Source organism: Chitinophaga varians, assembly GCF_012641275.1.
GTDB lineage: Bacteria > Bacteroidota > Bacteroidia > Chitinophagales > Chitinophagaceae > Chitinophaga > Chitinophaga varians_A.
This window is the reverse complement of record NZ_JABAIA010000001.1, coordinates 545,606-569,679: the sequence shown is the minus strand read 5'-3', so window position 1 is coordinate 569,679 and position 24,074 is coordinate 545,606. Positions and strand designations below refer to the sequence as shown.

Annotated in this window: 21 protein-coding genes; 7 read left to right on the top strand and 14 right to left on the bottom strand. The window is 51.1% G+C overall.

Annotated elements, in window-relative coordinates; all coding sequences use genetic code 11:
* Positions 1 to 4 precede the first annotated feature (4 nt).
* On the bottom strand, positions 5 to 538 hold the full coding sequence (locus HGH92_RS02315) for a hypothetical protein (protein ID WP_168869145.1): 534 nt from the start codon (positions 536 to 538) through the stop codon (positions 5 to 7).
* 4 nt (positions 539 to 542) lie between these two features.
* Positions 543 to 1,853, bottom strand: a complete 1,311-nt coding sequence (locus HGH92_RS02310) for an AAA family ATPase (protein WP_168869144.1) — start codon at positions 1,851 to 1,853, stop codon at positions 543 to 545.
* Positions 1,854 to 2,006: 153 nt separating this feature from the next.
* Between HGH92_RS02310 and HGH92_RS02305 the strand changes: the two genes are divergently transcribed.
* The 5 genes from HGH92_RS02305 (at position 2,007) to HGH92_RS02285 (ending at position 11,222) form a co-directional block, all read left to right on the top strand.
* Positions 2,007 to 3,119, top strand: coding sequence for a FecR family protein (locus tag HGH92_RS02305; protein WP_168869143.1), 1,113 nt, complete (start codon positions 2,007 to 2,009; stop codon positions 3,117 to 3,119).
* Between the two features lie 224 nt (positions 3,120 to 3,343).
* Positions 3,344 to 6,778 (top strand): TonB-dependent receptor, encoded by a 3,435-nt coding sequence (locus tag HGH92_RS02300; RefSeq protein WP_168869142.1) that lies wholly within the window; start codon positions 3,344 to 3,346, stop codon positions 6,776 to 6,778.
* 18 nt (positions 6,779 to 6,796) lie between these two features.
* Positions 6,797 to 8,575, top strand: a complete 1,779-nt coding sequence (locus HGH92_RS02295) for a RagB/SusD family nutrient uptake outer membrane protein (RefSeq protein WP_168869141.1) — start codon at positions 6,797 to 6,799, stop codon at positions 8,573 to 8,575.
* A 19-nt stretch (positions 8,576 to 8,594) separates the two neighbouring features.
* Entirely contained in the window at positions 8,595 to 10,013 is a 1,419-nt protein-coding gene (locus tag HGH92_RS02290; protein ID WP_211092519.1) for an arylsulfatase, read from the top strand.
* Positions 10,014 to 10,115: 102 nt separating this feature from the next.
* On the top strand, positions 10,116 to 11,222 hold the full coding sequence (locus HGH92_RS02285) for a Gfo/Idh/MocA family protein (protein WP_168869140.1): 1,107 nt from the start codon (positions 10,116 to 10,118) through the stop codon (positions 11,220 to 11,222).
* Here HGH92_RS02285 and HGH92_RS02280 read toward each other — a convergent pair whose 3' ends face one another.
* Complete coding sequence (locus HGH92_RS02280) at positions 11,223 to 12,116, bottom strand: helix-turn-helix domain-containing protein (RefSeq protein WP_168869139.1); 894 nt, start codon at positions 12,114 to 12,116, stop codon at positions 11,223 to 11,225.
* A 136-nt stretch (positions 12,117 to 12,252) separates the two neighbouring features.
* Between HGH92_RS02280 and HGH92_RS02275 the strand changes: the two genes are divergently transcribed.
* Positions 12,253 to 13,017, top strand: coding sequence for an SDR family oxidoreductase (locus HGH92_RS02275; RefSeq protein ID WP_168869138.1), 765 nt, complete (start codon positions 12,253 to 12,255; stop codon positions 13,015 to 13,017).
* Between the two features lie 177 nt (positions 13,018 to 13,194).
* Here the strand turns inward: HGH92_RS02275 and bglX are convergent, their stop codons facing one another.
* The 5 genes from bglX to HGH92_RS02250 all read right to left on the bottom strand — a co-directional run bounded on the left by bglX (position 13,195) and on the right by HGH92_RS02250 (position 18,686).
* On the bottom strand, positions 13,195 to 15,465 hold the full coding sequence (gene bglX, locus HGH92_RS02270) for a beta-glucosidase BglX (RefSeq protein WP_168869137.1): 2,271 nt from the start codon (positions 15,463 to 15,465) through the stop codon (positions 13,195 to 13,197).
* Between the two features lie 33 nt (positions 15,466 to 15,498).
* Positions 15,499 to 16,428, bottom strand: coding sequence for a TolB family protein (locus tag HGH92_RS02265; protein WP_168869136.1), 930 nt, complete (start codon positions 16,426 to 16,428; stop codon positions 15,499 to 15,501).
* A gap of 320 nt (positions 16,429 to 16,748) precedes the next feature.
* Entirely contained in the window at positions 16,749 to 17,768 is a 1,020-nt protein-coding gene (locus HGH92_RS02260) for a glycosyltransferase family 9 protein (RefSeq protein WP_168869135.1), read from the bottom strand.
* 101 nt (positions 17,769 to 17,869) lie between these two features.
* Complete coding sequence (locus HGH92_RS02255) at positions 17,870 to 18,376, bottom strand: carbamoyltransferase N-terminal domain-containing protein (protein ID WP_247654811.1); 507 nt, start codon at positions 18,374 to 18,376, stop codon at positions 17,870 to 17,872.
* Between the two features lie 49 nt (positions 18,377 to 18,425).
* Positions 18,426 to 18,686, bottom strand: coding sequence for a hypothetical protein (locus HGH92_RS02250; RefSeq protein WP_168869134.1), 261 nt, complete (start codon positions 18,684 to 18,686; stop codon positions 18,426 to 18,428).
* A gap of 223 nt (positions 18,687 to 18,909) precedes the next feature.
* Between HGH92_RS02250 and HGH92_RS02245 the strand changes: the two genes are divergently transcribed.
* Positions 18,910 to 19,491, top strand: a complete 582-nt coding sequence (locus HGH92_RS02245; protein ID WP_168869133.1) for a PhnA domain-containing protein — start codon at positions 18,910 to 18,912, stop codon at positions 19,489 to 19,491.
* Positions 19,492 to 19,557: 66 nt separating this feature from the next.
* On the opposite strand, the gene HGH92_RS02240 is transcribed toward HGH92_RS02245, so the two are convergent.
* The 6 genes from HGH92_RS02240 to HGH92_RS02215 all read right to left on the bottom strand — a co-directional run bounded on the left by HGH92_RS02240 (position 19,558) and on the right by HGH92_RS02215 (position 24,047).
* Complete coding sequence (locus tag HGH92_RS02240) at positions 19,558 to 20,091, bottom strand: c-type cytochrome (RefSeq protein WP_168869132.1); 534 nt, start codon at positions 20,089 to 20,091, stop codon at positions 19,558 to 19,560.
* Positions 20,081 to 20,740, bottom strand: a complete 660-nt coding sequence (locus HGH92_RS02235) for an SCO family protein (protein ID WP_168869131.1) — start codon at positions 20,738 to 20,740, stop codon at positions 20,081 to 20,083. Before HGH92_RS02235 ends, HGH92_RS02240 begins: the two co-directional genes overlap by 11 nt.
* A gap of 1 nt (position 20,741) precedes the next feature.
* Positions 20,742 to 22,424 carry a cbb3-type cytochrome c oxidase subunit I gene (locus HGH92_RS02230; protein ID WP_168869130.1) on the bottom strand — a complete coding sequence of 561 codons (1,683 nt, stop codon included), beginning with the start codon at positions 22,422 to 22,424 and terminating at the stop codon, positions 20,742 to 20,744.
* Positions 22,425 to 22,430: 6 nt separating this feature from the next.
* Positions 22,431 to 22,883 carry a hypothetical protein gene (locus HGH92_RS02225; RefSeq protein WP_211092518.1) on the bottom strand — a complete coding sequence of 151 codons (453 nt, stop codon included), beginning with the start codon at positions 22,881 to 22,883 and terminating at the stop codon, positions 22,431 to 22,433.
* 11 nt (positions 22,884 to 22,894) lie between these two features.
* Positions 22,895 to 23,020, bottom strand: coding sequence for a cytochrome c oxidase subunit 2A (locus HGH92_RS02220; RefSeq protein WP_168869129.1), 126 nt, complete (start codon positions 23,018 to 23,020; stop codon positions 22,895 to 22,897).
* A gap of 130 nt (positions 23,021 to 23,150) precedes the next feature.
* Positions 23,151 to 24,047 carry a 3-hydroxyacyl-CoA dehydrogenase gene (locus HGH92_RS02215; protein ID WP_168869128.1) on the bottom strand — a complete coding sequence of 299 codons (897 nt, stop codon included), beginning with the start codon at positions 24,045 to 24,047 and terminating at the stop codon, positions 23,151 to 23,153.
* Positions 24,048 to 24,074 lie beyond the last annotated feature (27 nt).

The following is a 24,074-nucleotide window of genomic DNA, read 5'->3' as shown; positions in this document are numbered from 1 at the left end:
TGCATTAGAAAGAAATCGTGTTTCCTTCTTCCAGTTTTATCTTGTACTTGCTCAGAAAAATAGCTCTTTGGGAGTTGGAAGACGCTCTGGTGGGGTATTTGTCCTGTCTTTTGAAACAAATAATGGCTTTCGTTTCGTAATTTGTCAGATCAATGCTTTCACTTCTGAAAGCCTCGATTGTTGCTGCCAGTTGTTCTACTGCTTTATTCCGCTTGGCATTTCTGGCGCCGGCACTGCTCCATTTGATTTCGACAAAGAAAAGTTTGTCCGTGCTGTGCAGAATGCAATCACATTTACTGACCTGATTTGGAAACAGGCATTTATCAGTTTTTATAAATTCTATTTCAAGTTGATAAGGATTTTCTACCATAAGCTGATGATCTTCGTGAGCGCCTACGATTTGTGAAGGTCGGCCATCGTCAGCATCGCAGACGTAGAATACCGGATCAGTAATAGTTTGATAGGAACTCCGCTGGCCGCACGTCGATGTAGCCAGGTGCTTACAGTCTCCGAAACTTGCTCTTATGAGTGTTTTCATGCGGTTAGTTTGCTAATTCCATTAATGCATCAAAATCATCTGAGAGCTTGTCTGAAGCTTTGTCAATGAAATTGTCAATGATAAGGCCGTTTTCGCGGTCGAAAATGGATTCTGCCATGCCATTAGATACTTGATACGCAGTGAAGTAGTCAGGGTCTATTTCAGCGGAAACTACATTGTTAACTTTTTGATAGAATTCTTTTCTATTTAAATCACTAGATAGAATAGAATCCTTCACTTTATTGGCATAAAGAAGGTTGTTTAATGCAGAAAGAATATAAGGACTATGCGTAGTGTAGGTGTGTATTGAGCCCGAATCTTCCCAGTATGGCTCATTTCTTGAAGATTCCAGTTTCTTTATTAACTCATATTGTGCAAGAGGAAATAAATTTAATTCAGGTTCTTCGATTACAAACGATCTATGACCAGCCACGTCTTTATGAGCTAAAATCGGAATTAAAAGGGGTAAGACGCTCTGAACACCAGAAGCTGCTTCTGTCAACTTTATACTGTGCTTTGTGCTTGTAAATATCCTGTCTTCTCCATTTATATTTTTGTAAACTAGGTCCTTCTGCAAAAAACTTAGATCAATGTCTTCAATAGATGCTTTCTCAACTTCTGCCCCAAACGCCAAGATATGTTTAGGAATAGGAACGTTATGTAGCAATAAATTGAAAGACGCGTTTTTAACGATATTGACAAAGTTTCGTTCAGCAGGAATGTACAGTGCTGCATTGGTGCTTAAATTAGCCTCAGTTTCCTTAATAACTTTTATGATTTCTGAGAACTGCCCTTTAGTTAAGTTGGTTAATTCCCGAGATTCTAGGTCAAATACACTGAAGTCTAAATCTGCTCCCAATATTTTTAAAGTACGAAAGCTAAAACCAATGAACTTGCTTGCGAGGTCACTAATGCTATACGTTATGTTTGCTCGGTTCTCCTCAAAGTTCTCCTTCAACTCTTCGATCATTTCAATTCTATTGAGAAGTAGCGGGGTGTAAGTTATCTTTCCCTTCCTATAGCTTATGGAATGTAACTCGGAGGTAAATTCTATTTCAGTTCCATTTTTAAGAAATGAAGAGATATTATATTCCTCTAATACCTCCCTAAATTGCCAATTGACCTCTTGTGGCTCAGCAACGATATCAAACCTATCTTCCTTAATAAACTTTCTCGGGGCTTTAAAAATAGTATATAGCTTGGCCAAAGCGCTTTTACCGCTCGCCTGTGGCCCTATGAAAACATTCACATTTCTCAGATCCAAATCCACAAATTCTATTGGCCCAAAGTCTTTAACTATCAATCTGGACTGCATATGCAACTAAAAATTTAATGTAAAATACAGAACTTAACACAGAAACAGAAAATTAACCCGCTCGCGGATGGATTAAAATTCTGTCAAAAAAAATTCACCACCCCTTTGGGGGATCACCTCCATAAAGGTGCCTATTATACGAGAACGTCCTCTATGGAACAGGAAGCACTACAGCGTTTATTGGAAAAAATCAGTGATGGCACGGCCACAGATGATGAAATAGCCTCGTATCTCCGGTATTGTGAAGCAACGGAGAAAGCAGGCGAACGCTCCCTGCCACGGCCCGATACGGAAGGCGTGGAGCTACGTATGCTGGCCGCCATCCATCAGCGCACCGGCAGGCGCAAGCCTCGCCGTATGGTGCGTTACTGGTATGCCGCAGCGGCCATGCTGACGGGCCTGATAGCCCTGGTGGCATACCTGAAACCGGAACGCCATGCTGCGAAGCCGGCGATGGCCACGTCGGTTCAGCAGGACATTCCCGCCGGTACGGACAAAGCGGTGCTCACCCTCGCAAACGGCAAAAAGATCACACTTGGAACAGCTGATGATGAAGCCGTGGCGCAACAGGCAGGGCTGAAGGTATACCGGAGCGACAGCGGCGAGATCGTCTACGAAGCCACCGGCGCGGGCAGCGGTTTCCATGAAATCAGCACGCCGCGCGGCGGACAATACCGGGTAGTACTGCAGGACGGCAGTAAAGTATGGCTGAACGCGGCTTCTTCCCTGCGTTATCCGGCTACCTTCACCGGCAGCACCCGCACGGTAGAATTGAAAGGGGAGGCCTATTTTGAAATTGCCGGCAATGCCCGTCAGCCTTTTATTGTACATACGCCTTCGCAACAGGTGGAAGTGCTGGGCACCCATTTTAATGTGAACGCGTATGAAGACAATGCACACACGCAGACAACTTTATTGGAAGGCCGCGTAAGAGTCAGCGCAGGTCATAACGGAGTTATATTAAATCCAGGAGAACAGGCCAGCCTCAACCACCAGGGCGCCCTGTCCAAAGCCCCGGCAGATGCGAATGCCGCGGTAGCCTGGAAAAACGGGTATTTTATTTTTAACGATACGTACCTCACGGAAGTATTGCAGCAACTGTCCCGCTGGTATAATGTGGAAGCAGATTTCAAAGCCGTTCCGAATATGCGCTACAACGGCGTCATTCCCCGGAATGTACCGTTGTCAAAGGCTCTGGAGATGCTCGAATTCACCGGCGGCGTCAAATTCAACGTGAACAATAATATCATCAGTGTCAGACATTAAACAGTAAAACAAGGAGGAAAAAAATCGTCAACCAAAAAAAGACCGGCCATGCGCCAACATGACCGGTCGGAGATAAGGTAAAACAGTTACCAAACGCTTATTCAGTAAACTATTCTTTCACCTAACCAAGCAAATGTATGAATTTCAGAAATCCATACAAGGGGGTGTTTTGTCCCACCACCAGGAACCCCCGTCACCAGTACCTAACAAAATTTTTAAATGTTATGAAGCTGACGTTTCTGTTGATGACGGTCGCTTTCCTGCAAGTGTCTGCTGCTGCATTTTCGCAGCAGGTAACGCTGCAACTGGAGAAAGCCTCCCTTAAAACAGTGTTCGCCGAAATCCGGCGGCAGACAGGCTATCAAGTGCTGTTCAGCACGGAAATACTGGAGAAAGCCACTCCGGTCAGTATACGGGTCAAAGACGCTTCCATCGATGAAGTGATGGCCACCGTACTGTATCATCAACCCCTGTCATACCGGGTGGACGGGAAAATCATCCTGATTGGCAACAAAACACCTAACCCTGTTACCATGCCGGTCGTCGTAAAAATGCCGGTCAAAGGCAAGGTGACCAACGACAAAGGAGAGCCGCTGCCTGGTGTCAGCATCCTGGAAAAAGGAACTGCCAACGGTACTGTCACTGATGGACAGGGCGCGTTTTCCCTGAATGTACAAGGTGCGTCGTCTGTACTGATTGTCCGCTTTATCGGTTATGCGCAGCAGGAAGTCAAAGCCACGGGCAATATGAGCATCGTGCTGCTGGAGGACCTTTCTGCCATGAATGAAGTGGTGGTGGTAGGTTACGGCTCTCAGAAAAAAGCCAACCTCACCGGTGCTGTGAGCTCGGTAAAAATGGACGAAGTACTGGGCGACAGACCCGTTAGCTCCGCCTCACAAGCCTTGCAGGGCGCTGTTCCCGGGCTACAGATCACCTATGGTTCCGGGCAGCCCGGTACGTCCACTGCTATCAATATCCGCGGTTATACTTCTATCAATGGCGGTGAACCGCTGGTACTGGTAGACAATGTACCGATGGACATCGACGATGTAAACCCGAAAGACATTGACAACATAACAGTGCTCAAAGACGCGGCAGCTGCCTCTATCTACGGCGCACGCGCTGCTTTTGGCGTGATACTGGTCACGACGAAAAAAGGAAAGAAAAACCAGCCCGTACGCTTCAGCTATTCCAATAACTTCACTTTCAGCTCACCTACCACACTGCCTAAGAAAGCCTCGCCGCTGGAACTGGTACGTGCCCTGAAAGATTTCGGCACCAACTCCTACTGGACAGGCCAGAATGTAAACACCTGGCTGAAACTGCTGGAAGAATATCAGCAAAACCCGTCCTCTTACCCTGACGGCTATACGACGGTAAACGGGCTGAAGTATCCGCTGGCCGAAACAGACCTCTACGGAGAGCTGTTCACCCGTGGCTTTGAGCAGATGCACAACTTCTCCTTCGGCGGTGGTTCTGAAAAAACAACGTTCCGGGTGTCCGGCGGATATACCGGTGAAGACGGTATCCTCGTTACCAACAAAGACAAATACACCCGTTATAATTTCAACGCTTTTCTCGGTACGGAACTGACCAAAAACCTCAACGCCAGCGTAAACCTCTTCTATAAAAACAGCAACCGCACTACGCCGGCGGATTTCGGCAGCCTCTTCTATAATGCGATCACCTATAGTTCGTATATACCTACGGGTTATGGCACTGCGCCCAACGGGGATGTGCTGCCCTACAATACCCCCAATAACGTGGTGAAAACAGAGCCCGTCAATACCACGTTTGGCGACGATCTGCGCCTGTTCGGTAAATTGGAATATAATCCGCTCAACGGCTTAAAGATCACCGGAGAATATACGTACGACAAAAGAAACCAGGACGACCGGAAGATACAGGGCAAAAATGAATACATCAACGCGGCCACTTATGACCGCCAGTTCCTGAACAACAATACCCGTTACACCCGTGCTAACGATCAGACGGTATATCAGGCGGTGAACCTCTACGCCAGCTATACCAAAGCGCTGGGGCAACATCACGCCACGCTGCTGGTGGGCACCAATCAGGAAATCAGCAAGCAGGAAAATTTCAACATCAACAGGCTGGACATCCTGAGCCCACAGGTGCCTTCCCTGTCCACTTCCACCGGTACCATCGCAGGCGGTGACGGCTTCGGTGAATACGCTATTTCCGGTTACTTCGGCCGCATCAACTACGACTATAAAAATAAGTACCTGCTGGAAGTAAACGGCCGTTTCGATGGCTCCAGCCGCTTTGCGCCGGGACATCGTTTTGGTTTCTTCCCTTCAGTGTCTGCCGGCTGGAATGTCAGCGAAGAAGCTTTTATGAAACCGCTGAGCCCTGTGCTGTCACAATGGAAGCTGCGTGGTTCTTTCGGCGAAATAGGCAACCAGGTGGTGTTTAGAAGAGACAAAAACAATAACAGGGTGCCTAACTATTACCCCTATATTCCTGGTATGGAGCCGTACAACGCTTCGTGGACAGACCCTGCGACCAACATCCGTTACGTGTCCCTGGGCATGCCTGCACTCGTAAGTTCCGACTTCACCTGGGAAACGGTGCGTACGCTCGATTTCGGTACAGACATCAGTTTGTTCCGCGACCGGCTGAATGCCTCGTTCGACTGGTTCCGCCGCAGCACCCTCAACATGCTGGCGCCGGGCGCCGAACTGCCCGCTATCCTGGGCGCGCCCGCACCATTGCAGAACGTGGCAGACCTGCAATCCAAAGGATGGGAACTGCAAATGTCCTGGAAAGATAAGATACGGTCTGTGAGTTATTCCATCGGCTTCAATCTGTCAGACAGCCGTGCCTTCATCACGCGGTATAACAATCCTGCCGGCCTGTTGACCATCAACGGCAGCGGCCAGCTGGACAACTATTACACCGGGGAAGAAATAGGAGAAATATGGGGCTTTGTGACCCACGGATTTTATACCGTCGATGATTTCCAGAAAGGATCGCTGGACGCCAACCTGCAAAAAGGCACACTGTTGCCCGGCGTGCCCGGATACCGCGGCGTGCCGCAGAACCCCGGGGATATCCGTTATGAAGACCTGAACGGCGACGGACAGATCTTCACCGGCAACAATACCCTGTCAGACCCCGGCGACCGTAAAGTGATCGGTAACACGCAACGCCGCTTCCAGTTTGGTGTTTTCGGCAATGCTTCCTGGAATAATTTCGACTTGTCCTTCTTCCTGCAAGGCGTTGGTAAAAGAGACCTGTGGCTGAGTAACCAGCTGTACTGGCCTTATCTCAACCAGTTTGGCACCATGTACAAACATAACCTCGACTACTGGACGCCTGCCAATCCGAACGGTTTTTATCCACGCGGATATCCCGATGGCGCCGGTAACGCCGACAAGAGCCGTTTTGTGCAGACCAAATATTTATCCAACGGCGCTTACCTGCGGGTAAAAAACATCACGCTGGGATATACCGTGCCGAAGCCACTGCTGAAACGTATTTTCATCGATAATATTCGTGTATTCGTGAGCGGTGAAAACCTTTTCACGTTCGATCATCTGCCCGATGGCATGGAGGCAGACGCCAATATCGTCAGCGACGGCGGTATCTATCCATTCCTGAAGAAATACAGCTTCGGTCTTAATGTTAATTTCTAACCAGCAAAACCAATCAGTATGAACCGTATTCAACATATTGTTTCCATTGCTGCCGCAGCCTTGTTGCTGCACAGCTGTCAGGGCCGGCTGGACCTGCAACCCAAAGACCAGCTTACCGAAAAAACAACGTTTACACAATACGATAATATCAAGGCCTACGCCTGGCAGTTTTACGAAGTGTTTCCCGGCTATGCGCCCGCAAGCGTGAACAAGGAGTACGATGCGGACCTGTTCCTGAATGCCAATCCCAACGGGGAATCCAACTGGATATGGCAGCGTGTGACGATCCCCTCTGCCTCTGACGATTACAAAGACCCTTATGCCAGGATACGGGCGGTGAACATCATGCTGGACAACCTGGACCAGTCACCGATTTCAGCATCGGATAAAGACCACTGGCGCAGCGTGGGGTATTTTTTCCGGGCCTATAGCTATGCTAACCTCGTGAATAAATACGGCGATGTGCAGTGGGTGGACAAAGCCCTGTCTGATAGCGACGCAGACCTGCTCTATGGCAAACGTACACCACGTGCCGAAGTGACGCAGAAAATACTCGACCAGCTGTTGTGGGCAGAAGCGCATATCAAACCTGCCGGCGACGGTCCCAATACCATCAACGTAAACGTGGTGCGGGCGCTGATTTCCCGCTTCGGGCTCACAGAAGGCACATGGCGTAAGTACCACCAGCTGGGCGACCCGCTGCCCTATTTGAGGGCCAGCGCAGACGCCGCCGCCAAACTGGTGAAAGATTTTCCCTTGCTGAATCCTAACTACGACCTGGATTTTAACAGTGAGTCACTGGCCGGCGTGCCGGGCATACTGTTGTATAAACAGTACGATCAAACGCAGGTGTATCATTCACTGGCATCGCTGGGGCGCAATTCTGCCGGCCGCTGGGACCTTACCAAAAAAGCTGTGGACATGTACCTGATGACCGATGGACAGACACGCTGGAGCAGTCCTTTGTTTGCCGGTGATAAATCACCTTACACCGAATTCCGTAACCGTGATAAACGTTTATACTTCACCGTGCCGCCGCCGTTTAAAGTGCTGGTAAACCATCCCAGTATGAACTGGCAGCCGACCGCCAATCCTGCGGACCAGGAGTACTTTCCGGTGATGGCCGCTATCTCCGGACCTAAAAACAAAACATTGCCCACGCTCAACTGGCAGGGGCTGGTGGTGCGGCAGGAACCGCATTTTGTAGACGACAACCAGGGACAGCCTTTTAACGTTACGTATACCGGTTACCGTTTTTATAAATTCAGCAACAAAATCCAGATGGTGCAGAACCTCGATGTGAACGATGCGCCCATCTTTCGTATGGGGGAAGTGCTGATCAACTATGCCGAAGCCAAATACGAGCTGGGCGAGTTTGACCAGGGCATCGCGGAACAAACCATCAACAAGCTGCGTGCGCGTGGCGGCGTGGCGCCGTTGCAGCTGGCGGCCATTCCCGATGATCCTACCCGCGATCTAACGGTGACGCCTGTACTATGGGAGATCCGTCGCGAGCGCGCTATTGAACTGATGGGAGAATCGTTCCGCTTCGATGACTTGCGCCGCTGGAAGAAAATGGATTATGCCGTGCAACAGAAGCTGGGGCGCTGGATTAAAAAAGGCGCCGATGTATCCGCCACCGCGCCCATTCCTGTTCAGAATGGCGCTACCGAAGGATATATCGCCTACGAGAAAGTGCCGCCCGCACCTTTTCCCGACTATTATTATCTTTATCCGGTCCCATCTAATCAAACGGTGCTGAATCCCGCGCTGGCGCAGAACCCGGGATGGAAATAACCCATAAAAAATGAACGTGATGATGAAAAAAATGCTTCTTCCGCTTTTGTCAGCCTTATTGCTGACGGGGATGTCTATGCAGGCGCAGCAGCGCCCGAACATTGTGTTTATCCTTGCTGATGACCTGGGATATGGCGATCTCGGCGTATATGGCCAGCAGAAAATCAAAACGCCCAATATCGACAGGCTGGCCCGGCAGGGAATGATGTTCACCCGTTTCTATGCCGGTACTTCTGTGTGCGCGCCTTCCCGCTCTTCTCTGCTGACGGGGCAGCATACCGGTCATACGTACGTGCGCGGCAACAAGGAGATAAAGCCTGAAGGCCAGGAGCCGCTGGCAGATACCGTGCAGAGTTATGCCAGCATGCTGCAACGGGCAGGTTATGTGACCGGTGCCTTCGGTAAGTGGGGACTGGGCATGGTAGGCACTTCCGGCGCGCCTGATAAAAAAGGCTTCGACGTGTTTTACGGATATAACTGTCAGCGCCAGTCGCACCGCTATTATCCCACGCATCTGTGGAGCAACAATACCCGCATTGACCTGGAAGGGAATGACCTGACACAAAAAAAAGTATATGCGCCGGAGTTAATACAGCAACAAACGCTGGCCTTTATTGAAAACAACCGCAGCAAGCCTTTTTTCCTGTTTGTGCCGTCTATTCTGCCGCATGCGGAATTATCCGGGCCGGACGATCAGTATTACAAACAATATGAAAATGCTTTCCCCGAGAAGCCGCATCAGGGCAATGATTACGGTCCTGGCGCGCTGGTGCCCGGTTACGCTTCCGTCGAAAAGCCACATGCCACGTACGCTGCTATGGTCAGCCGCCTCGACGCATACGTAGGCCAGATACTCGATAAACTGGACCAGCTGGGGCTTACACAGAACACCATCGTTATCTTCAGCAGCGACAACGGCGCACATCGCGAAGGTGGTGCCGATCCGGTGTTTTTCAATAGTTCCGCCGGTCTGCGCGGGTTTAAGCGCGATCTGTACGAAGGGGGCATCCGTACGCCTTTCATCGTCAAATGGCCGGGCAGAGTGAAATCCGGCAGTCGCAATACCTTTATGGGCGCGTTCTGGGACCTGATGCCCACCTTTACAGACATAGCAGGCGCACCAAAGCCGCCCTACACCGATGGTGTTTCCCTGGTGCCTACGCTTACCGGAAAAGGCAGACAGGCGCAGCATACTTACCTTTATTGGGAATTCCATGAAGACAATGGAACACAGGCCGTGCGTATAGGCAAATGGAAAGGTTTCCGAAAAGGGGTGTCAAAAAATGCGCAGGCGCCACTGGAATTATATGATCTCGACAAAGACCCGGCAGAACAGCGTAATATCGCTTCATCCCATCCTGGTATCGTCAAAAAAATAGAAGGGTATATGAAAGAAGCGCATATTGAAAGTCCGGTATTCCCGCTGATCGCACAATAAAAAGTCATTAAACAAATAAAAACAGCCAGCTCATTCGTGGGCTGGCTGTTTGCATGAACGGGTATTTTTTTGTACTATTAACTACGTTTAAAATTCCCGTTTATGCATACACGTCGTAATTTCCTCCAACAGGTGGCAGCCGCCACCATGGCCATCCCGCTATCATCGCTTGCCAGTCTGGCTGCCGTGCCCCGCCGCGAGGGACAGGTGCTCAGAGTCGCCCTGATGGGCCTGGGTGGCTACGCCAACCGTGTGGCAGAAGCCATGCAGTCCTGCACCAAAGCGAAGCTCACCGGTATAGTGAGCGGTACGCCCGCTAAAATAAAGGACTGGCAAAGCAAGTATGGCATCCCCGAAAAGAACTGCTACAGCTACGATACTTTCGACCAGATCAAAAACAACCCGGATATCGATGTGGTATATGTGACCACGCCGAACGCTTTGCATCACAACAATGTGATACGTGCCGCAGCGGCCGGTAAACATGTGATCTGTGAAAAGCCGATGGCCCTTAATGCCAAAGAAGGCAGGGAGATGATCGCTGCCTGCAAAAAGGCCGGGGTACAGCTGCTGGTAGGCTACCGGATGCATTTTGAACCCAAAACGCTGGAGGTTGTCCGCATGCGTAATAATGGCGAATTTGGGAAGATCCTGTTCTTCCAGGGCCAATGTGGTTTTCGTATAGGCGACCCCACGCAATGGCGGCTGAATAAAGCGCTGGCAGGCGGCGGTTCCCTGATGGACATCGGTATTTATGCGCTCAACGGCGCCCGTTATATGGTAGGGGCAGACCCCGTATGGGTGACCGCACAGGAAACGAAAACAGACCCGGTGAAATTTAAGGAAGGCGTAGATGAAACGATACAGTTTCAGTTGGGATTTCCGGACGGCACGGTGGCTTCCTGCCTGTCGACCTACAACATGAACAACCTGGACCGGTTCTTTTTAAACGGAGAGAAAGGTTTTGCGGAACTGCAACCGTCTACCGGTTATGGTCCTATCCGTGGACGTACCCATAAGGGAGAGCTTACACAGCCGCATAAGACACATCAAACAGTACAGATGGACGAGATGGCGGGCATCCTGCTGGAAGGCAAACAGCCGGTGGTACCGGTCAATGGCGAAGAGGCACTGAAAGACCTGCAGATCATCGATGCTATTTACCAGGCGGTGAAAACAGGCCGTAAAGTGGACCTCCATCTTGGGTAACTATCCTCTGAAAGTGTTGGGCGCCACAGATGTTTGTTTCCGGAAGAAATTGGAGAAATGCGCCAGCTCTTCGAAGCCCAGGCTGTAAGCGATCTCGGAGATGCTCCAGTCGGTTTGTTTCAGCAGTATTTTAGCTTCCTGTAATATTCTGTTGCTGATCAGTTCCGTGGTGGTTTTACCGGTTTGGTCCTTTAATACTTTGTTGAGATGATTAACATGTACCGCCAGTTGCCCGGCGTAATCTTTCGCCGTGCGGAGGCTTATTCTGTGCTGCGGAGAAGCCACCGGGAACTGGCGTTCCAGCAATTCCATAAATAGTGACGATACTCTTGCCGCCGCATTGTGCGAGGGGTTTAGCACGGCGACAGGCTGCAGTTTCTGGCCGTAGTGGATGAGTTCCATGACATAGTTGCGCAGCAGGTCGTATTTGTAGAGATAGTCGGAAGTGAGTTCTTTTTGCATTTTTCTGAAGATGGCCAGTATTTCCGTAGCTTCTTCATCGGAAACCTGGAACACCGGCACGCCTCCCGGGCGGTAGATAGGCAGCTCTTCCAGTATCACGCCGCTTTTCATGCGGGTGAGGAATTCAGCATTAAAAATACAGAAGCAGCCATTTTGTTCTTCCTCCAGTGGTACCCAGTTGTAGGGTATTCGTGGAGTGGCAAACAGCAGGGCGTTTTTTTCTACCGGGATGATCTTGTCCGCATATTCCGCGCGGTTTTTCCCGCTAATGAGACTGATTTTGTAATAGGTGCGCCGGTTGTAGGGCATCACGCCCTGTTTGCTGACCTCCGCGGTATTAAACACATTAAAGTGGCCTATTTCTTTGCCGGCGTCTGCCGGTTGTTGTTTCTCTGTCTCCCTGTAAAAATCTTCCAGTGTACTGATATCCATAATCATGTCGGATTTGCACTGGTCAAAGGTACAAAAAGACCGCTGATTTGAATTTTGCAAACAATGGATTGATACACACAACCAGCCGCAACAATAGCGGGTTTACCTTTGTAATATCAAAAACAATATTTCATTTATGGCATCTCATAAAAAAATAGCACTGATAACAGGCGGCAGTCGTGGACTGGGCAGGAATATGGCCCTGCGTGTCGCAGAAAAAGGTATAGACGTAGTGATTACCTACCATAGCCGTAAAGATGAGGCTGATGCGGTGATCAAAGCCATTGAAGGAAAAGGCGGCAAGGCGGCGGCGCTGCAGCTGGAAGCCGGCAATATCAAGGGTTTTCCGGATTTTTTTCAACGGTTGAAAACCGTGTTGAAGGATACTTTTCAGACAGACCATTTTGATTTCCTGGTGAACAATGCCGGTACCGCATTATATAAGCCGTTTGCCGAAACAACCGAGGAGGAGTTTGACGCCGTGATGAACATCCATTACAAAGGTGTTTTCTTCCTGACGCAGCAGGCGTTGGCATTGCTGAACGATGGTGGCAGGATTATCAATATTTCCTCCGGTCTGGCGCGGTTTTCCTATCCCGGCAGTTCCGCTTATGGTTCCATGAAAAGCGCTGTTGATACGCTGACACGTTACCTGGCCAAAGAGTTGGGGCCGCGTGGCATAGGTGTCAATGTAGTGGCTCCGGGCGCTATCGAGACAGATTTCGGTGGTGGTCATGTAAGGGACACGCCTGAAATCAATAAAACCATAGCGGCCGCCACAGCGTTGGGCCGGGTGGGGTTACCGGAAGATATTGGCGGTGTGGTGGCGTTCCTGCTCACCGAAGATGGCCGTTGGATTAATGGCCAGCGGATAGAAGTGTCCGGTGGTATTCACCTGTGACCATGACCGCCGGCAGATGTGATTGTTGCTGATGCCCCTGAGTGGGTGGATGAATAATAAAAACAGCCATGGATGTTGAATCCATGGCTGTTTTTATTTTTTTATTTCTGTTGTGATTTTTTTACATCTCCTGCGAATAATATAATAGGCAGATGTTATCGCGTAGTAGTTGCAAAATTATTTTCTCCACGTGATCGTTGCTGATTTCGTCTCTGCAGAATTGGTACCAATGCGGATGATGAATTCGCCGGGCTCCCAGACGTATTGCAGGTCGCTGTTATAGAATTTCAGGTCTTGTGTAGAAATATTGAAGCTGACTTCCTTGCTTTCGCCGGGTTGCAGGGATATTTTACGGAACCCGATGAGGTCTTGTACAGAGCGGGTGACAGAGGCTACCGGGTCGGTGAGGTAGAGCTGCACCACTTCTTCCCCTGCATATTTACCGGTGTTGGTAACGGTAACGCTGGCGGTGATGGTTTCATTACCGGCGGGGTTTTGTTTGCTCACTTTTACGTCACTGTAGGAGAAGGTGGTATAGCTGAGGCCATAGCCGAACGGGTACAGGGGCGTATTGGGAACATCGAGGTAATCGGATTTGAATTTCTGGAAGGCGGTGCCTTCCAGTGGGCGGCCGGTATGTTTATGATTATAGAACACCGGTATCTGGCCTACGTTACGGGGGAAGCTGGCCGTGATTTTCCCGGACGGATTGTAGCGGCCAAACAGTACGTCGGCGATGGCGTTGCCAGCTTCGGTGCCGGGGAACCATGCATCGAGGATGGCGGTCACGTTGGCATCTTCCCAGGAAATGGTCATCGGGCGGCCGTTCATGAGCACCAGTACTACGGGTTTGCCGCTTTTAACGAGTGCTTTGAGCAGCGTGCGCTGACTTTCGGGAATGTCGAGGTTGCTGCGGCTGGCGCTTTCACCGCTCATTTCGGAAGCTTCGCCTAATACGGCCACCACTACATCGGCTTTCTGGACAACGTTGAATGCTTCATGCAGCAGCTGATCCGGGCTGCGGCTGTCTATTTCCGCGCGGGGACCGAACACGTTCACGTTTTTGGCGAGGGTGGTGTCATCGGTGAGGTTGGCGCCTTTGGCATATAATATTTTCACGCTGTCGCCCACTACGTTGCGGATACCTTCGCGAACGGTAACGGCCTGTTGCAGGTCGCCGGATACGGCCCAGGTGCCCAGCATATTGTTTTTGCTGTCAGCCAGCGGGCCTATGAGAGCGATGGTGCCTTTAGCAGCGAGGGGCAGCGTTTGCCGGTCGTTTTTCAGCAGCACAAAAGAGCGGGCGGCTGTTTCGCGGGCAACGGCCCTGTTGGCCGGCGTCAGGATTTCTTTGGCCGAACGGTCTTCCCGGATATAACGGTAAGGGTCATCGAAGAGGCCCAGTTTATATTTGGTTTCCAGCACGCGGCGGCAGGCGTTGTTGATGTCCTGCAGGGTCACTTTACCTTCCTGTAATGATTTTTTCAGGGTGGTCAGGAAACCTTCGCCTACCATGTCCATATCCAGGCCGGCCTTAAGGGCCAGCGCAGATACGGCTTGCAGGTCGCCGAGGCCATGGGCCATCATTTCATTGACAGCGGTGTAGTCACTTACGACGAGGCCCTTGAAGCCCCATTGTTTGCGGAGCAGGTCGGTGAGCAGCCATTTGTTGCCGGTGGCGGGCACGGCGTCGATATCATTGAAAGAAGTCATGATGCTGCCAACGCCTGCGTCGATAGCGGCTTTATACGGAGGAAGGTAGTACTGGTACATTTTGATGCGGCTCATGTCTACGGAGTTGTAGTCGCGGCCGCCTTCAGCAGCGCCATAGAGGGCGAAGTGTTTCACGCAGGCCATGAGGGTATTGCCCTGGCTATAGTCTTTGCCCTGGTAACCTCTTACCATGGCTTCGGCTATGCGTGAGCCAAGATAAGGGTCTTCACCGGAACCTTCGGCTATGCGGCCCCATCTGGGATCGCGGGAGATATCGACCATAGGGGAGTAGGCCCAGGAGAGACCGTCGGCAGTGCCTTCCAGCGCAGCGATGCGGGCGCTGCGTTCAATCAGTCCCATGTCCCAGGAGGCGGAGAGGCCCAGCGGAATGGGGAAGATGGTTTTATGTCCGTGGATAATGTCCAGCCCGAATATCAACGGGATGTGCAGCCTTGAATTTTTAACGGCGATGTCCTGTATCTTGCGGATCTTTTCCGGGCCGGTGATGCCAAAGAGGCCGCCTACATTGCCTTTGCGGATATTGTCATCCACTCCCTGGCTGACTACCGAGCCGGTAACGGTACCGCCTCCCGGCACTACGAGGTTGAGCTGGCCGATTTTTTCCTCTAAAGTCATTTTGCCCATCAGATTGCTGACAAAGGCGTTCATTTTGGCGTCCTGTGCGTGTGTTTCCGTGGCGACTACCAGTAGTAGTCCAATTAGTAGCTTCTTCATCTCGTGTATTTTAAGGCCCGTTGGCGGGGCATTTCAGGGTATCCGGTAAGATACAAAAGCGAGCCGTCGTCCATCGGGAGACCACGAAGGTACATTGATTGTGCCTTGTCCGCCAAAGAAAACCGGCGTTAAATCACGGACGGTCTGACTAACGATGTCGAGCAAACGAAGCTGCACGTTTTTTCCGAAAGGATGTTCCTGCTGCTGGTCGTCCATGAAACTGAGGAATACGACCAATTTCCCGTTGGGCGACGGATGCGGGAACCAGTTGGCGTAACGGTCATCTGTGAGCTGCTCAGGGTCGCTGCCATCGGCCTTCATTCGCCAGATCTGCATCCGGCCGGTACGATAGGAGTTGAAGTAAATATGCTGGCCGTCAGGAGCGTAGTCTGGCCCGTCATCCAGTCCTTTTTCGCGGGTGAGCCTCTTTTCGGGGCCGCCGCCTGCGGGAACGGTATAGATGTCGAAATCGCCGTTGCGAAGCCCTACAAAGGCAAGGGTGCTGCCATCGGGGCTCCAGCTGTGCCAGTAGGAGGGCGATTGACGGGTGAGCTGTTGCAGGGGCCCTCCTTCGGCAGGCGCGGTGAAAACATGGGAGCCGTTGGCGCCGCTGCTGACGGCCAGCTGCGAACCGTCCGGAGAGAAGCCATGATCGTTGTTGGCCTGTAAGGTGCTGTCAAACGGCAATTCGTCAGTGACCCGGTCGTTTAGCCAGTACCGGTATAACCTGCCCTTTTTGTTGAACAGCAGGTAACGGCCGTCTTTCGACCAATTGGGCGATTCCAGCAGCGTGGCCTCGGAATATACAACGGTGCGCTTGCCGGTGCCCACATCAATGACTTCCAGGGAACTGTGTACATGGGCAGGGGCCTGTGCCTGTGCCTGTGCCCGACTGTGGCCGGCATACAGGAAAATAGCAGCAATGCCTGTCAGTGTACGTAGCAGTGGTATATGTGTAACCATATCTATGAGGTGCGACCAGGGTTTCAGAAGAGGAGCGTTCGTCTACAGGGGAAGGGCTTTTACTACCGTATTGTGTTCTCGTGTACTGAAAGATAAAAAGTCTTTTTGATATGTGCGGTTTAAATTGTGTTGGCAGAAAAGCGGTACAAAGGATTAGCCCGCTGCCGGCGGAGCCGGCAGTTGCAGTCAGGGCATTTTTTTTGAGCCCGGTTATAAAAACATATTTATGGCAACGAAGAAAAAAGTATCCAGGCCAAAAAGAAAATGGTCTGCCCGTGTAACCATGCCGGAAGCCACCGTGGAAAATGTGCTGCACGCGGTCAGCAAGGCGTTACAACTGGCCTGGCAGTCGGTTGCCTGTAAGTGGTGCGACCTAATAATTCATCGCACCGATGGTAGATGTATTCCATGGAAGGCTGCCGCGTCCAGTCGATCGTGCAATGAAGATGCTGAAGCAGTGGTGCCCACCGGTGCGGTTCTCCGTCCATACTGATCACCAGGCTCGGCGTAGCGGTGGCTGCGGCAATATGGGACACGCCGGTACAGTTGCATATCAGCGCGCGGCTGCTTCTGATCAGTTGTGCCATACAACCCAGAGAAGTACCACCGGCCAGGTCTATGGCCGGAAACCGCATATAACGCTTTACTTCCGCGGTAAGGTTTTTTTCCTGTGCAGTGCCGGTGAGCACAATTTTCCAACCCTCACTGGCGAGGTAATCGGCTATAGCGGCAAAGTAAGCTGCTGGCCATTGCCGCTCCGGCACGCTGGCGCCGGGATGTATGCAAACATATTCGTAGTCGCCAGCAGGCAGCGCCAGGGCTTCAAAGGCCCGTTTGTCCGCGGAGGTCAGTGGAAATTCCAACATGGTATTGGGGACCGGAACACCTATATGTTCCAGCAAATGCAGATGCCGGTTGATCTCATGCAGGTCTTCCGGATAAGTTGTGAACAGGGATGACGGCGGTCTCTCTCCGGCAGGCATGAAACCCGCAGTATACCTGGCATTCCATTGCATTACAATATCATTGATGATGGTGCCGTCGCCCTGCATTTGCAGCGCCAGGTCATAATGCGTCTGCCGTTGCTTTTGCATGAAAGCGGCAAAAGCAAAGGTGTCAGGTTCCTTTTCCGGCAAACCGGCAAAGCCGGGAAATATGACCAGGTCATCGATATAATGGGAAAAACGTTCCCTGAAGATGGCAGCCCATGGTAGTCCGGCGAGGGTGATATGCGCCCGCGGATACGCGAGCCGTAAGGCCCTGAATGCGGGAACAGTGCATAAAAGGTCGCCCAGTTTCAGGGCCCTCAGTATGATAATTCGTTGCACATCTTGTAACATGGCGGTGGATGTTAATGGTTACATAAAAAATGAGCGATATCTAATCATGCCGTAAATATGCCAGTACACCGAGAGGAAAGGATCGGTCCTCTTCCGCGCCATCACTTTTTATTCATCTGATGAATGTAAAAAACAAGGTGGGCGGTTATTTTTTCATAAAGAAGGCCCAGCGAATGCGGCATGTCTACCTGGCTGATGCGCGTAAGCTGCAGATGATGTGGGTAGCCGTCTGTCAGCTGACCAGGCGCATTGGCAATGGCCTGCAAAAAGATCGGGTCCCACGGTGACAGCCATTTCTCCGGCATCTCTTTACCGGCGGGGAAAAGCGGAAGGTTAATTTCCGCTTCTTCCCCCGTTCCGGCAGGCATCAGTAAATAAGGGTCAAAGGAGTAAGCAAAATGATCAACCTGGTGTAATGTAATCCCGGCTGACTGCAAACAATAGTTGATAGCGTGGTAAGGCAACTCGTAGGCTGCGAATGGGATGGGTCTTTTCCCATGTTTTATGTGCGTAAAACGTTCGTCTTCCGCGGCCGCCACCAGCTGCCCGTCTTTTACAAGACAGGCGGCAGAATCGTGGAAAGCAGCGTTAATGCCTAAGGTATACATGGTCGATGGATGATTAAAAACAAAAATTTAACAGGTTAGTAGCAGTAGTTCAGGCATTTCCTGAACTTCCCTCTTGTTCTTCTCCAGGTTCCCATTCAATATCGTCAGCCTCTTCATCGGAGAGACTGTTTTCTTCAAGGTCCTCTTCATCCAGTACAGGATCAGTGTCTTCCACTGTTTCACTGTCCTCCTCGCCGGGATTGTTTCCCGGGTCTGCGGCTGTAGGCACGGGCACTCGCTGCATCGCTGCACCCGGTAAAAAGGAAGGGCGTTTCCGCCGCATGGTTGATGTAGGTGTTGGAAATAACATAAGCGTGATTTTAGTTTTATAAACCCAAAGACTACGCCATGATGCCAAACGGCTTCCAATGCCTGTAGCGGTATAGATATGCGGAAACACTTACTCATCCAATAGGGGAAACGGGATACATAATGGGAGATATTTTACAGCATGTACCCGGTTAAAATCTGCTGCTAAAGGCTGTACCCGTAAAAAAATAGTATCTTCGCCCGCATTTTTTAGTGAAAGCATCATGAAACTGGAAGAACAATTACAGCAAAGAAGCGGCAACCAATGTGAGTTGTGCGGCTCTACAGACAATCTCAAAATGTATGACGTGGCACCCCGCTCCGGCGATGGCCCAGACAGCACCGTGCTGATCTGTCATACCTGCCGCGCGCAGATTGAACGCAAGGCCGAGCTGGACAACAAACACTGGAGCTGTCTCACCACGGCCATGTGGAGCGAAGTGCCGGGCATCCAGGTACTGTCCTGGCGCATGCTGCACCGCCTGAAAAAAGAAAGCTGGGCCATGGAAGCCCTCGACATGCTGTACCTTGATGAGGAAACACTGGCATGGGCACAGGCTACCGGCGATCATGATAACGACGACGCCGTGGAACTGCACCGCGATTGTAATGGCAACGTGCTCCAAAACGGAGACAGCGTGACCCTTATCAAATCCCTCGATGTAAAAGGTTCTACCCTGAATGCTAAAATGGGAACGGTGGTGAAAAACATCCGCCTAGTGGAGGATAATACAGAACAGATTGAAGGGAAAATAGAAGGACAGCTGATCGTCATTCTCACCAAATACGTAAGAAAGCAAAACTAGGCTACAGCGGCATGTTGATGGCATCCATGAACAGCTTCAATACATCTGAAAGAAGCGGGAGCTTTTTTATTCTTTCTTTTTTTCTTCCATGTGATGCTCATAGCCTTTTACATTGACTAAGAATATCAACAGGATCACAATGATCACCACCAGTACGATGTAGGCGATCATAAAAGGAAAATTATAGATACTGAGGGGCATCAGGTTGGGTTCTTTCTGTCCTGGCCTGGAGAAAGGCGCTGCATCGGCCTGCGGCGCTTTTCCGGCTTCTTCTTTTACATAGGCCAGGATGTCGCGGATCATGTCGTCTGAAAGATCGGGATGGTCCGGCATCGCTACCTGGTTATTGGCATTATATACGGCCAACGCTTCTTTATCACCTGCTTTTACCATACTCTGGGACGCTTTCACAAAGCGGATGATCCATTCTTCGCTGTGGCGCTGGTCTACCCCGGCAAGGGCGGGGCCGGTCAGTTTTTTATTCACGTTATGACAGGAGGCGCAGCGCGCCTGAAACAGTTTTTTACCTTCTGCCGGATTGGCGGCCTTCGCGGAGAAGCAGTATAGCAATAATATTAGGCCGATCAGTTTACTGTTCATGTTGCAGTTTTTTGATGTCCCTGATCAGCTGGTCTACAGCTGATGCGGACGTGCCTTGATAATAACCTCTGATATGTTGTTGCTGGTCGAGCAATACGATATTTTCACTGTGGATGAAATCGTCCGGTCCTCCGTCGCCGTCGGTGGCCGTGATGTAAAGGCCTTTTCGGGCGAAGCGGTAGAGCGATGGTTTATCACCGGTGAGGAGCGCCCAGCCTTTGGCTGGCAAGGCAAACCGCCGGCTGTACCGCAGTAACGCGGCGCTGCTGTCCCGCACGGGGTCTACTGTCAGGGACAGGAAAGCAACGCCTGTATCACTTCCGGCAGCAGCGTATACCCGTTGCAGTTGGTGCATCATCGCTGGACATACCACCGGGCAGGAAGTAAAGAAATAGTTCGCTATGGTGATATGCTGCTGTAACCGTGTATTCGTCACTGTATCCCCGTATTGATCGGTAAAGGCGAATGCGGGCAATACCGCTGCCTGTTGCGGACTGCTGACGATAGTGTTGTTGGGGCCGTACCATGGCAGGGGGGCATAACGGTCTTCTGTCCACCGCACGAGGCTGTAAGCCAGTAACGGCACGCAGATCAGCAGCGCCGCCGCTGTCTTCCAGGAATACAATATGTGCCGGAAGCGGTGATGCATGTCATGGTTTTTTATGCACGATGGGCGTGGGGTCGGTCGGTAAATAAGGCGGCGCCTTTTTACCGGTGTTGTTCAACGCATCGGAAATGGCCGGCAGATAAGTCATGAAGAGTATGAAACCCATCAGGATGAGCCACGGCCGGAAGGTATCGAACAAGGGAATTCGTTTTTCCTCATGCAGGCTTTCGCTCACCGGGAAATCGATCATCGGCTCGGCGCTGCGCTTGCGCAGGAAAGTACCGAAGAACACGATGAAATATAAAAAGCCTGCGGCAAACATAATGCCGCCGCCGGCGAGTCCCAGCATGCTGGAAATAACCCAGTACGGATGGTACTGTTCACTGGCGGGATTGAGGTAAGTGAGGCCCATATTGGTACGGCGCGGTTCTCCCATCAGTCCGCCCCACATGAGCCCGGCGGAAAAAATCAGTACGCCCACGGTCCACAGATAAGGTATAATAGTATTAATAGCCGGCAGGTATATCTTTTTACCGGTGAGCTGCGATACCAGGAAAATCGACATGCCCAGGATGGCCAGGAATACCGGGCCGGCTACGGTGAGATGAAAATGTCCGGGTATAAAGGCGGTATTATGTACCGTGTTGTTCAGGGAATAGGAAGCGTTGACCAGCCCCGTCAGTCCGCCGAAAATAAAGAGGATCAGCCCATTGATGAGGTATCCGAAGAGAAACACGTCTTTCCGGAAGAACGGCAGTTTCCATATCCAGCTGTATAACCCTTTACCACCCCGCAGCCAGGAGGCATGTTCCAGCGAAGCGGCAATGGTAAAAGCGGTAATAAAGCTGGGAATGGCCACGGCAAAGGTAAGCAGTGACTGGGTGAGCTTGATGCCCCGGCCGATGGAAGGGTCGCCAAACTGGTGATGTACGCCAATGGGAATGGAAAACAACAGGAAAAGGAAAAAGGCAATGCGCCCTGCGGTGCCGGAGTAGAGTTTACCGCCGGCCAGTTTGGGCAGCATGGTGTAAAACATGATATAGGCGGGGAGGAGCCAGAAATATACCAGGGCATGGCCAAAGAACCAGAACAGGGTACGGGCCAGCATCACGTTTACGCCGGCGGTCCACCCCAGGCTCCAGGGCACCAGTAATACAAGCACTTCATAAGCTACCGCCAACGTACATACGAACCAGATGGTGAAATTGACCAGCGTGCCGATCACGGCCAGCGGCGTATTCTCTTCCCGGTGTTCCCTCTTCCACCGCACATATACCACGGCCCAGTCCCAGTAAGCTACCCAGGAACCAACGATCAGCATGGCAGTGCCGATATAAAATGCCGGATGTGCTTTTAATGGCGGATAGAAAGTATAGAGTACCGATGCTTTGCCCGATAATATGGCGGCAGCGGCCATCAGCGTGCCGACTATCATCAGTACCAAAGACAGCATGGACGCTTTACGCCCCGGTTCACGCTTCAGGAAAAAGGCGATGGTAGCATGACCAAAGGCCACTGCAAAAAAAGTAGTGAGCACAATGGCATTGATCACACCATGCAGCGTGAGGCCCTGGTAGTAGTCCAGCTTTGCCACCGAAGCCTGGTGGATCACGCCGGCCCGGTAAATCACCTGCATCAACCCGTGATAAATGCCAATGGTGAGTAACAATACCGGTACAAACAGTTCTGCAAGGATGATGTTCCTGAGGTATCTGCTTACATTCATCGCGACTTATTTTTTGGGATAGTTGACAATTATTTCTGCCTGCATGTTCTGATGGCCGGTGCCGCAGAATTCATGACATACGACTTTATATACGCCTGGCTGGTCAAACCGCACCGTCGTTTTGGCGACGCCTCCGGGAACACCCATCAGGTTTACATTTTTGTTGTAGATATCGAAGCCGTGTACCACGTCCTGCGAGGTGAGGAACAGGTCCACTTCGCTGCCCACCGGTATATAGGTGATGGCCGGCTCAAAGCTCCACATCCGGGCGACGTAGAAGATCTGATAGGTGGTTTGGTCGATCTGGTTGACCCTCGCGGTTTCATACGATTTATCGTAGGGAAGGCATTCTGTTACATCCGCTTTTTTAGCGCCCATCGCGTAAAACAGGGAGAAAATAAAAAGGCCGGACAACAGTAATGCCGCAATGATGACGTTCCGTTCAAATTTGTCGATCATGAGGAAACAGTTTATATCCTGGAAAGCATGAGGAAATAGATGCCGAACCATATTATCAGTCCTAATACCACCAGCAGCGCGAAGAAGGCGATGGCGCCCCGGGGAACGAATTTTTCCTGGTTGTTGGATTCTTGCATAAGACAGGATTTAAGAGAGATATCTCTTTGTTATACAAAAAATCGCCGGAAATGTTTGATGTTTTGTTTTTGGGGAGATAAAAAAGCCCCGGGAGACCGGGGCGGATTATTTGTTTGTAGAGTGATTTGTTTATTTCAGGAAGCCGGGTTGCCTGTAAGCCGGATCGGGGTACTTATAGAAGCCCTCTCCGGTGGCGGTGCCGAGTTTTCCTTTGTCGATAAAGTTTTCTTTCAGGAAGGCGGCTGCTTTTGCCTTTTCCGGATCTTTGGTTTTGTCAGCGGCCATATTGGTGATGTTGTAGGCAGTGGTGAGCCCCACGACGTCCAGTATGCCGAACGGCCCCAAAGGTGCGCCGGTGGCCACCATCCATGTCTTGTCGATGGTCTCCACATCGGCCACGCCTCTTACCAGCAGCGTGGTAGCGGCATCCAACAGCGGCACCAGCAGAGAGTTGACGATATAACCGGGTTGTTCTTTGTGCAGCGGAAGTGCCACCATGCCAATAGATTTGGCAAAGGCTACTACGGTATCAAAGGCCGCTTTGCCTGTGCCGGGATGCCCCATGATTTCTGCCGTATTGTGTTTCCATATTTCATTGGCAAAATGAAGTGACAGGAAACGGTCCGGTCTTCCGGTGGCGGCAGCAAACTGGCTGGGCAGCAGGGTGGAGGAGTTGGTGGCGAAAATAGTGTCCGGGTCTGCCACGGCAGCCAGTTTTTGGTAGAACTCCATTTTGATGGACGGGTTTTCCGGGATGGCTTCTATTAGCAGATCGGCGCCTTTAACGGCGGCTGCCAGATCGGTGAAGTAACGGATACGGCCCAACGCAGTGTCAGTGTCTGCTTTTTCCAGGTGAAGGTCACGCTGATAGGCGCCTGCCAGCTGTTGAAAAGTGGCTTTGGCTTTTTCGAGCACTGCGTCGCTGATGTCATACACATTGACCTGGTACTGATGGACTGCGGACTGAAAGGCTATCTGGGCGCCTAATACGCCGCTGCCGGCCACGGTAACTGTTTTTATATTCATATGCTGAGATTGTTGCGGTGATGGAAT

Excerpts from the sequence above, each read along its gene's own strand:
- HGH92_RS02255 (WP_247654811.1), bottom strand. The coding sequence starts at position 18,376 with ATGTATACCTTAGGCATTAACGCTGCTTTCCACGATTCTGCCGCCTGT.
- HGH92_RS02290 (WP_211092519.1), top strand. The coding sequence starts at position 8,595 with ATGATGAAAAAAATGCTTCTTCCGCTTTTGTCAGCCTTATTGCTGACG.
- HGH92_RS02265 (WP_168869136.1), bottom strand. The coding sequence starts at position 16,428 with ATGGTTACACATATACCACTGCTACGTACACTGACAGGCATTGCTGCT.
- HGH92_RS02310 (WP_168869144.1), bottom strand. The coding sequence starts at position 1,853 with ATGCAGTCCAGATTGATAGTTAAAGACTTTGGGCCAATAGAATTTGTG.
- HGH92_RS02280 (WP_168869139.1), bottom strand. The coding sequence starts at position 12,116 with ATGGATATCAGTACACTGGAAGATTTTTACAGGGAGACAGAGAAACAA.
- HGH92_RS02225 (WP_211092518.1), bottom strand. The coding sequence starts at position 22,883 with ATGATCGACAAATTTGAACGGAACGTCATCATTGCGGCATTACTGTTG.
- HGH92_RS02220 (WP_168869129.1), bottom strand. The coding sequence starts at position 23,020 with ATGCAAGAATCCAACAACCAGGAAAAATTCGTTCCCCGGGGCGCCATC.
- HGH92_RS02275 (WP_168869138.1), top strand. The coding sequence starts at position 12,253 with ATGGCATCTCATAAAAAAATAGCACTGATAACAGGCGGCAGTCGTGGA.
- HGH92_RS02215 (WP_168869128.1), bottom strand. The coding sequence starts at position 24,047 with ATGAATATAAAAACAGTTACCGTGGCCGGCAGCGGCGTATTAGGCGCC.
- HGH92_RS02260 (WP_168869135.1), bottom strand. The coding sequence starts at position 17,768 with ATGTTACAAGATGTGCAACGAATTATCATACTGAGGGCCCTGAAACTG.
- HGH92_RS02305 (WP_168869143.1), top strand. The coding sequence starts at position 2,007 with ATGGAACAGGAAGCACTACAGCGTTTATTGGAAAAAATCAGTGATGGC.
- HGH92_RS02285 (WP_168869140.1), top strand. The coding sequence starts at position 10,116 with ATGCATACACGTCGTAATTTCCTCCAACAGGTGGCAGCCGCCACCATG.
- bglX (WP_168869137.1), bottom strand. The coding sequence starts at position 15,465 with ATGAAGAAGCTACTAATTGGACTACTACTGGTAGTCGCCACGGAAACA.
- HGH92_RS02250 (WP_168869134.1), bottom strand. The coding sequence starts at position 18,686 with ATGTTATTTCCAACACCTACATCAACCATGCGGCGGAAACGCCCTTCC.
- HGH92_RS02240 (WP_168869132.1), bottom strand. The coding sequence starts at position 20,091 with ATGAACAGTAAACTGATCGGCCTAATATTATTGCTATACTGCTTCTCC.
- HGH92_RS02235 (WP_168869131.1), bottom strand. The coding sequence starts at position 20,740 with ATGCATCACCGCTTCCGGCACATATTGTATTCCTGGAAGACAGCGGCG.
- HGH92_RS02295 (WP_168869141.1), top strand. The coding sequence starts at position 6,797 with ATGAACCGTATTCAACATATTGTTTCCATTGCTGCCGCAGCCTTGTTG.
- HGH92_RS02315 (WP_168869145.1), bottom strand. The coding sequence starts at position 538 with ATGAAAACACTCATAAGAGCAAGTTTCGGAGACTGTAAGCACCTGGCT.
- HGH92_RS02245 (WP_168869133.1), top strand. The coding sequence starts at position 18,910 with ATGAAACTGGAAGAACAATTACAGCAAAGAAGCGGCAACCAATGTGAG.
- HGH92_RS02230 (WP_168869130.1), bottom strand. The coding sequence starts at position 22,424 with ATGAATGTAAGCAGATACCTCAGGAACATCATCCTTGCAGAACTGTTT.
- HGH92_RS02300 (WP_168869142.1), top strand. The coding sequence starts at position 3,344 with ATGAAGCTGACGTTTCTGTTGATGACGGTCGCTTTCCTGCAAGTGTCT.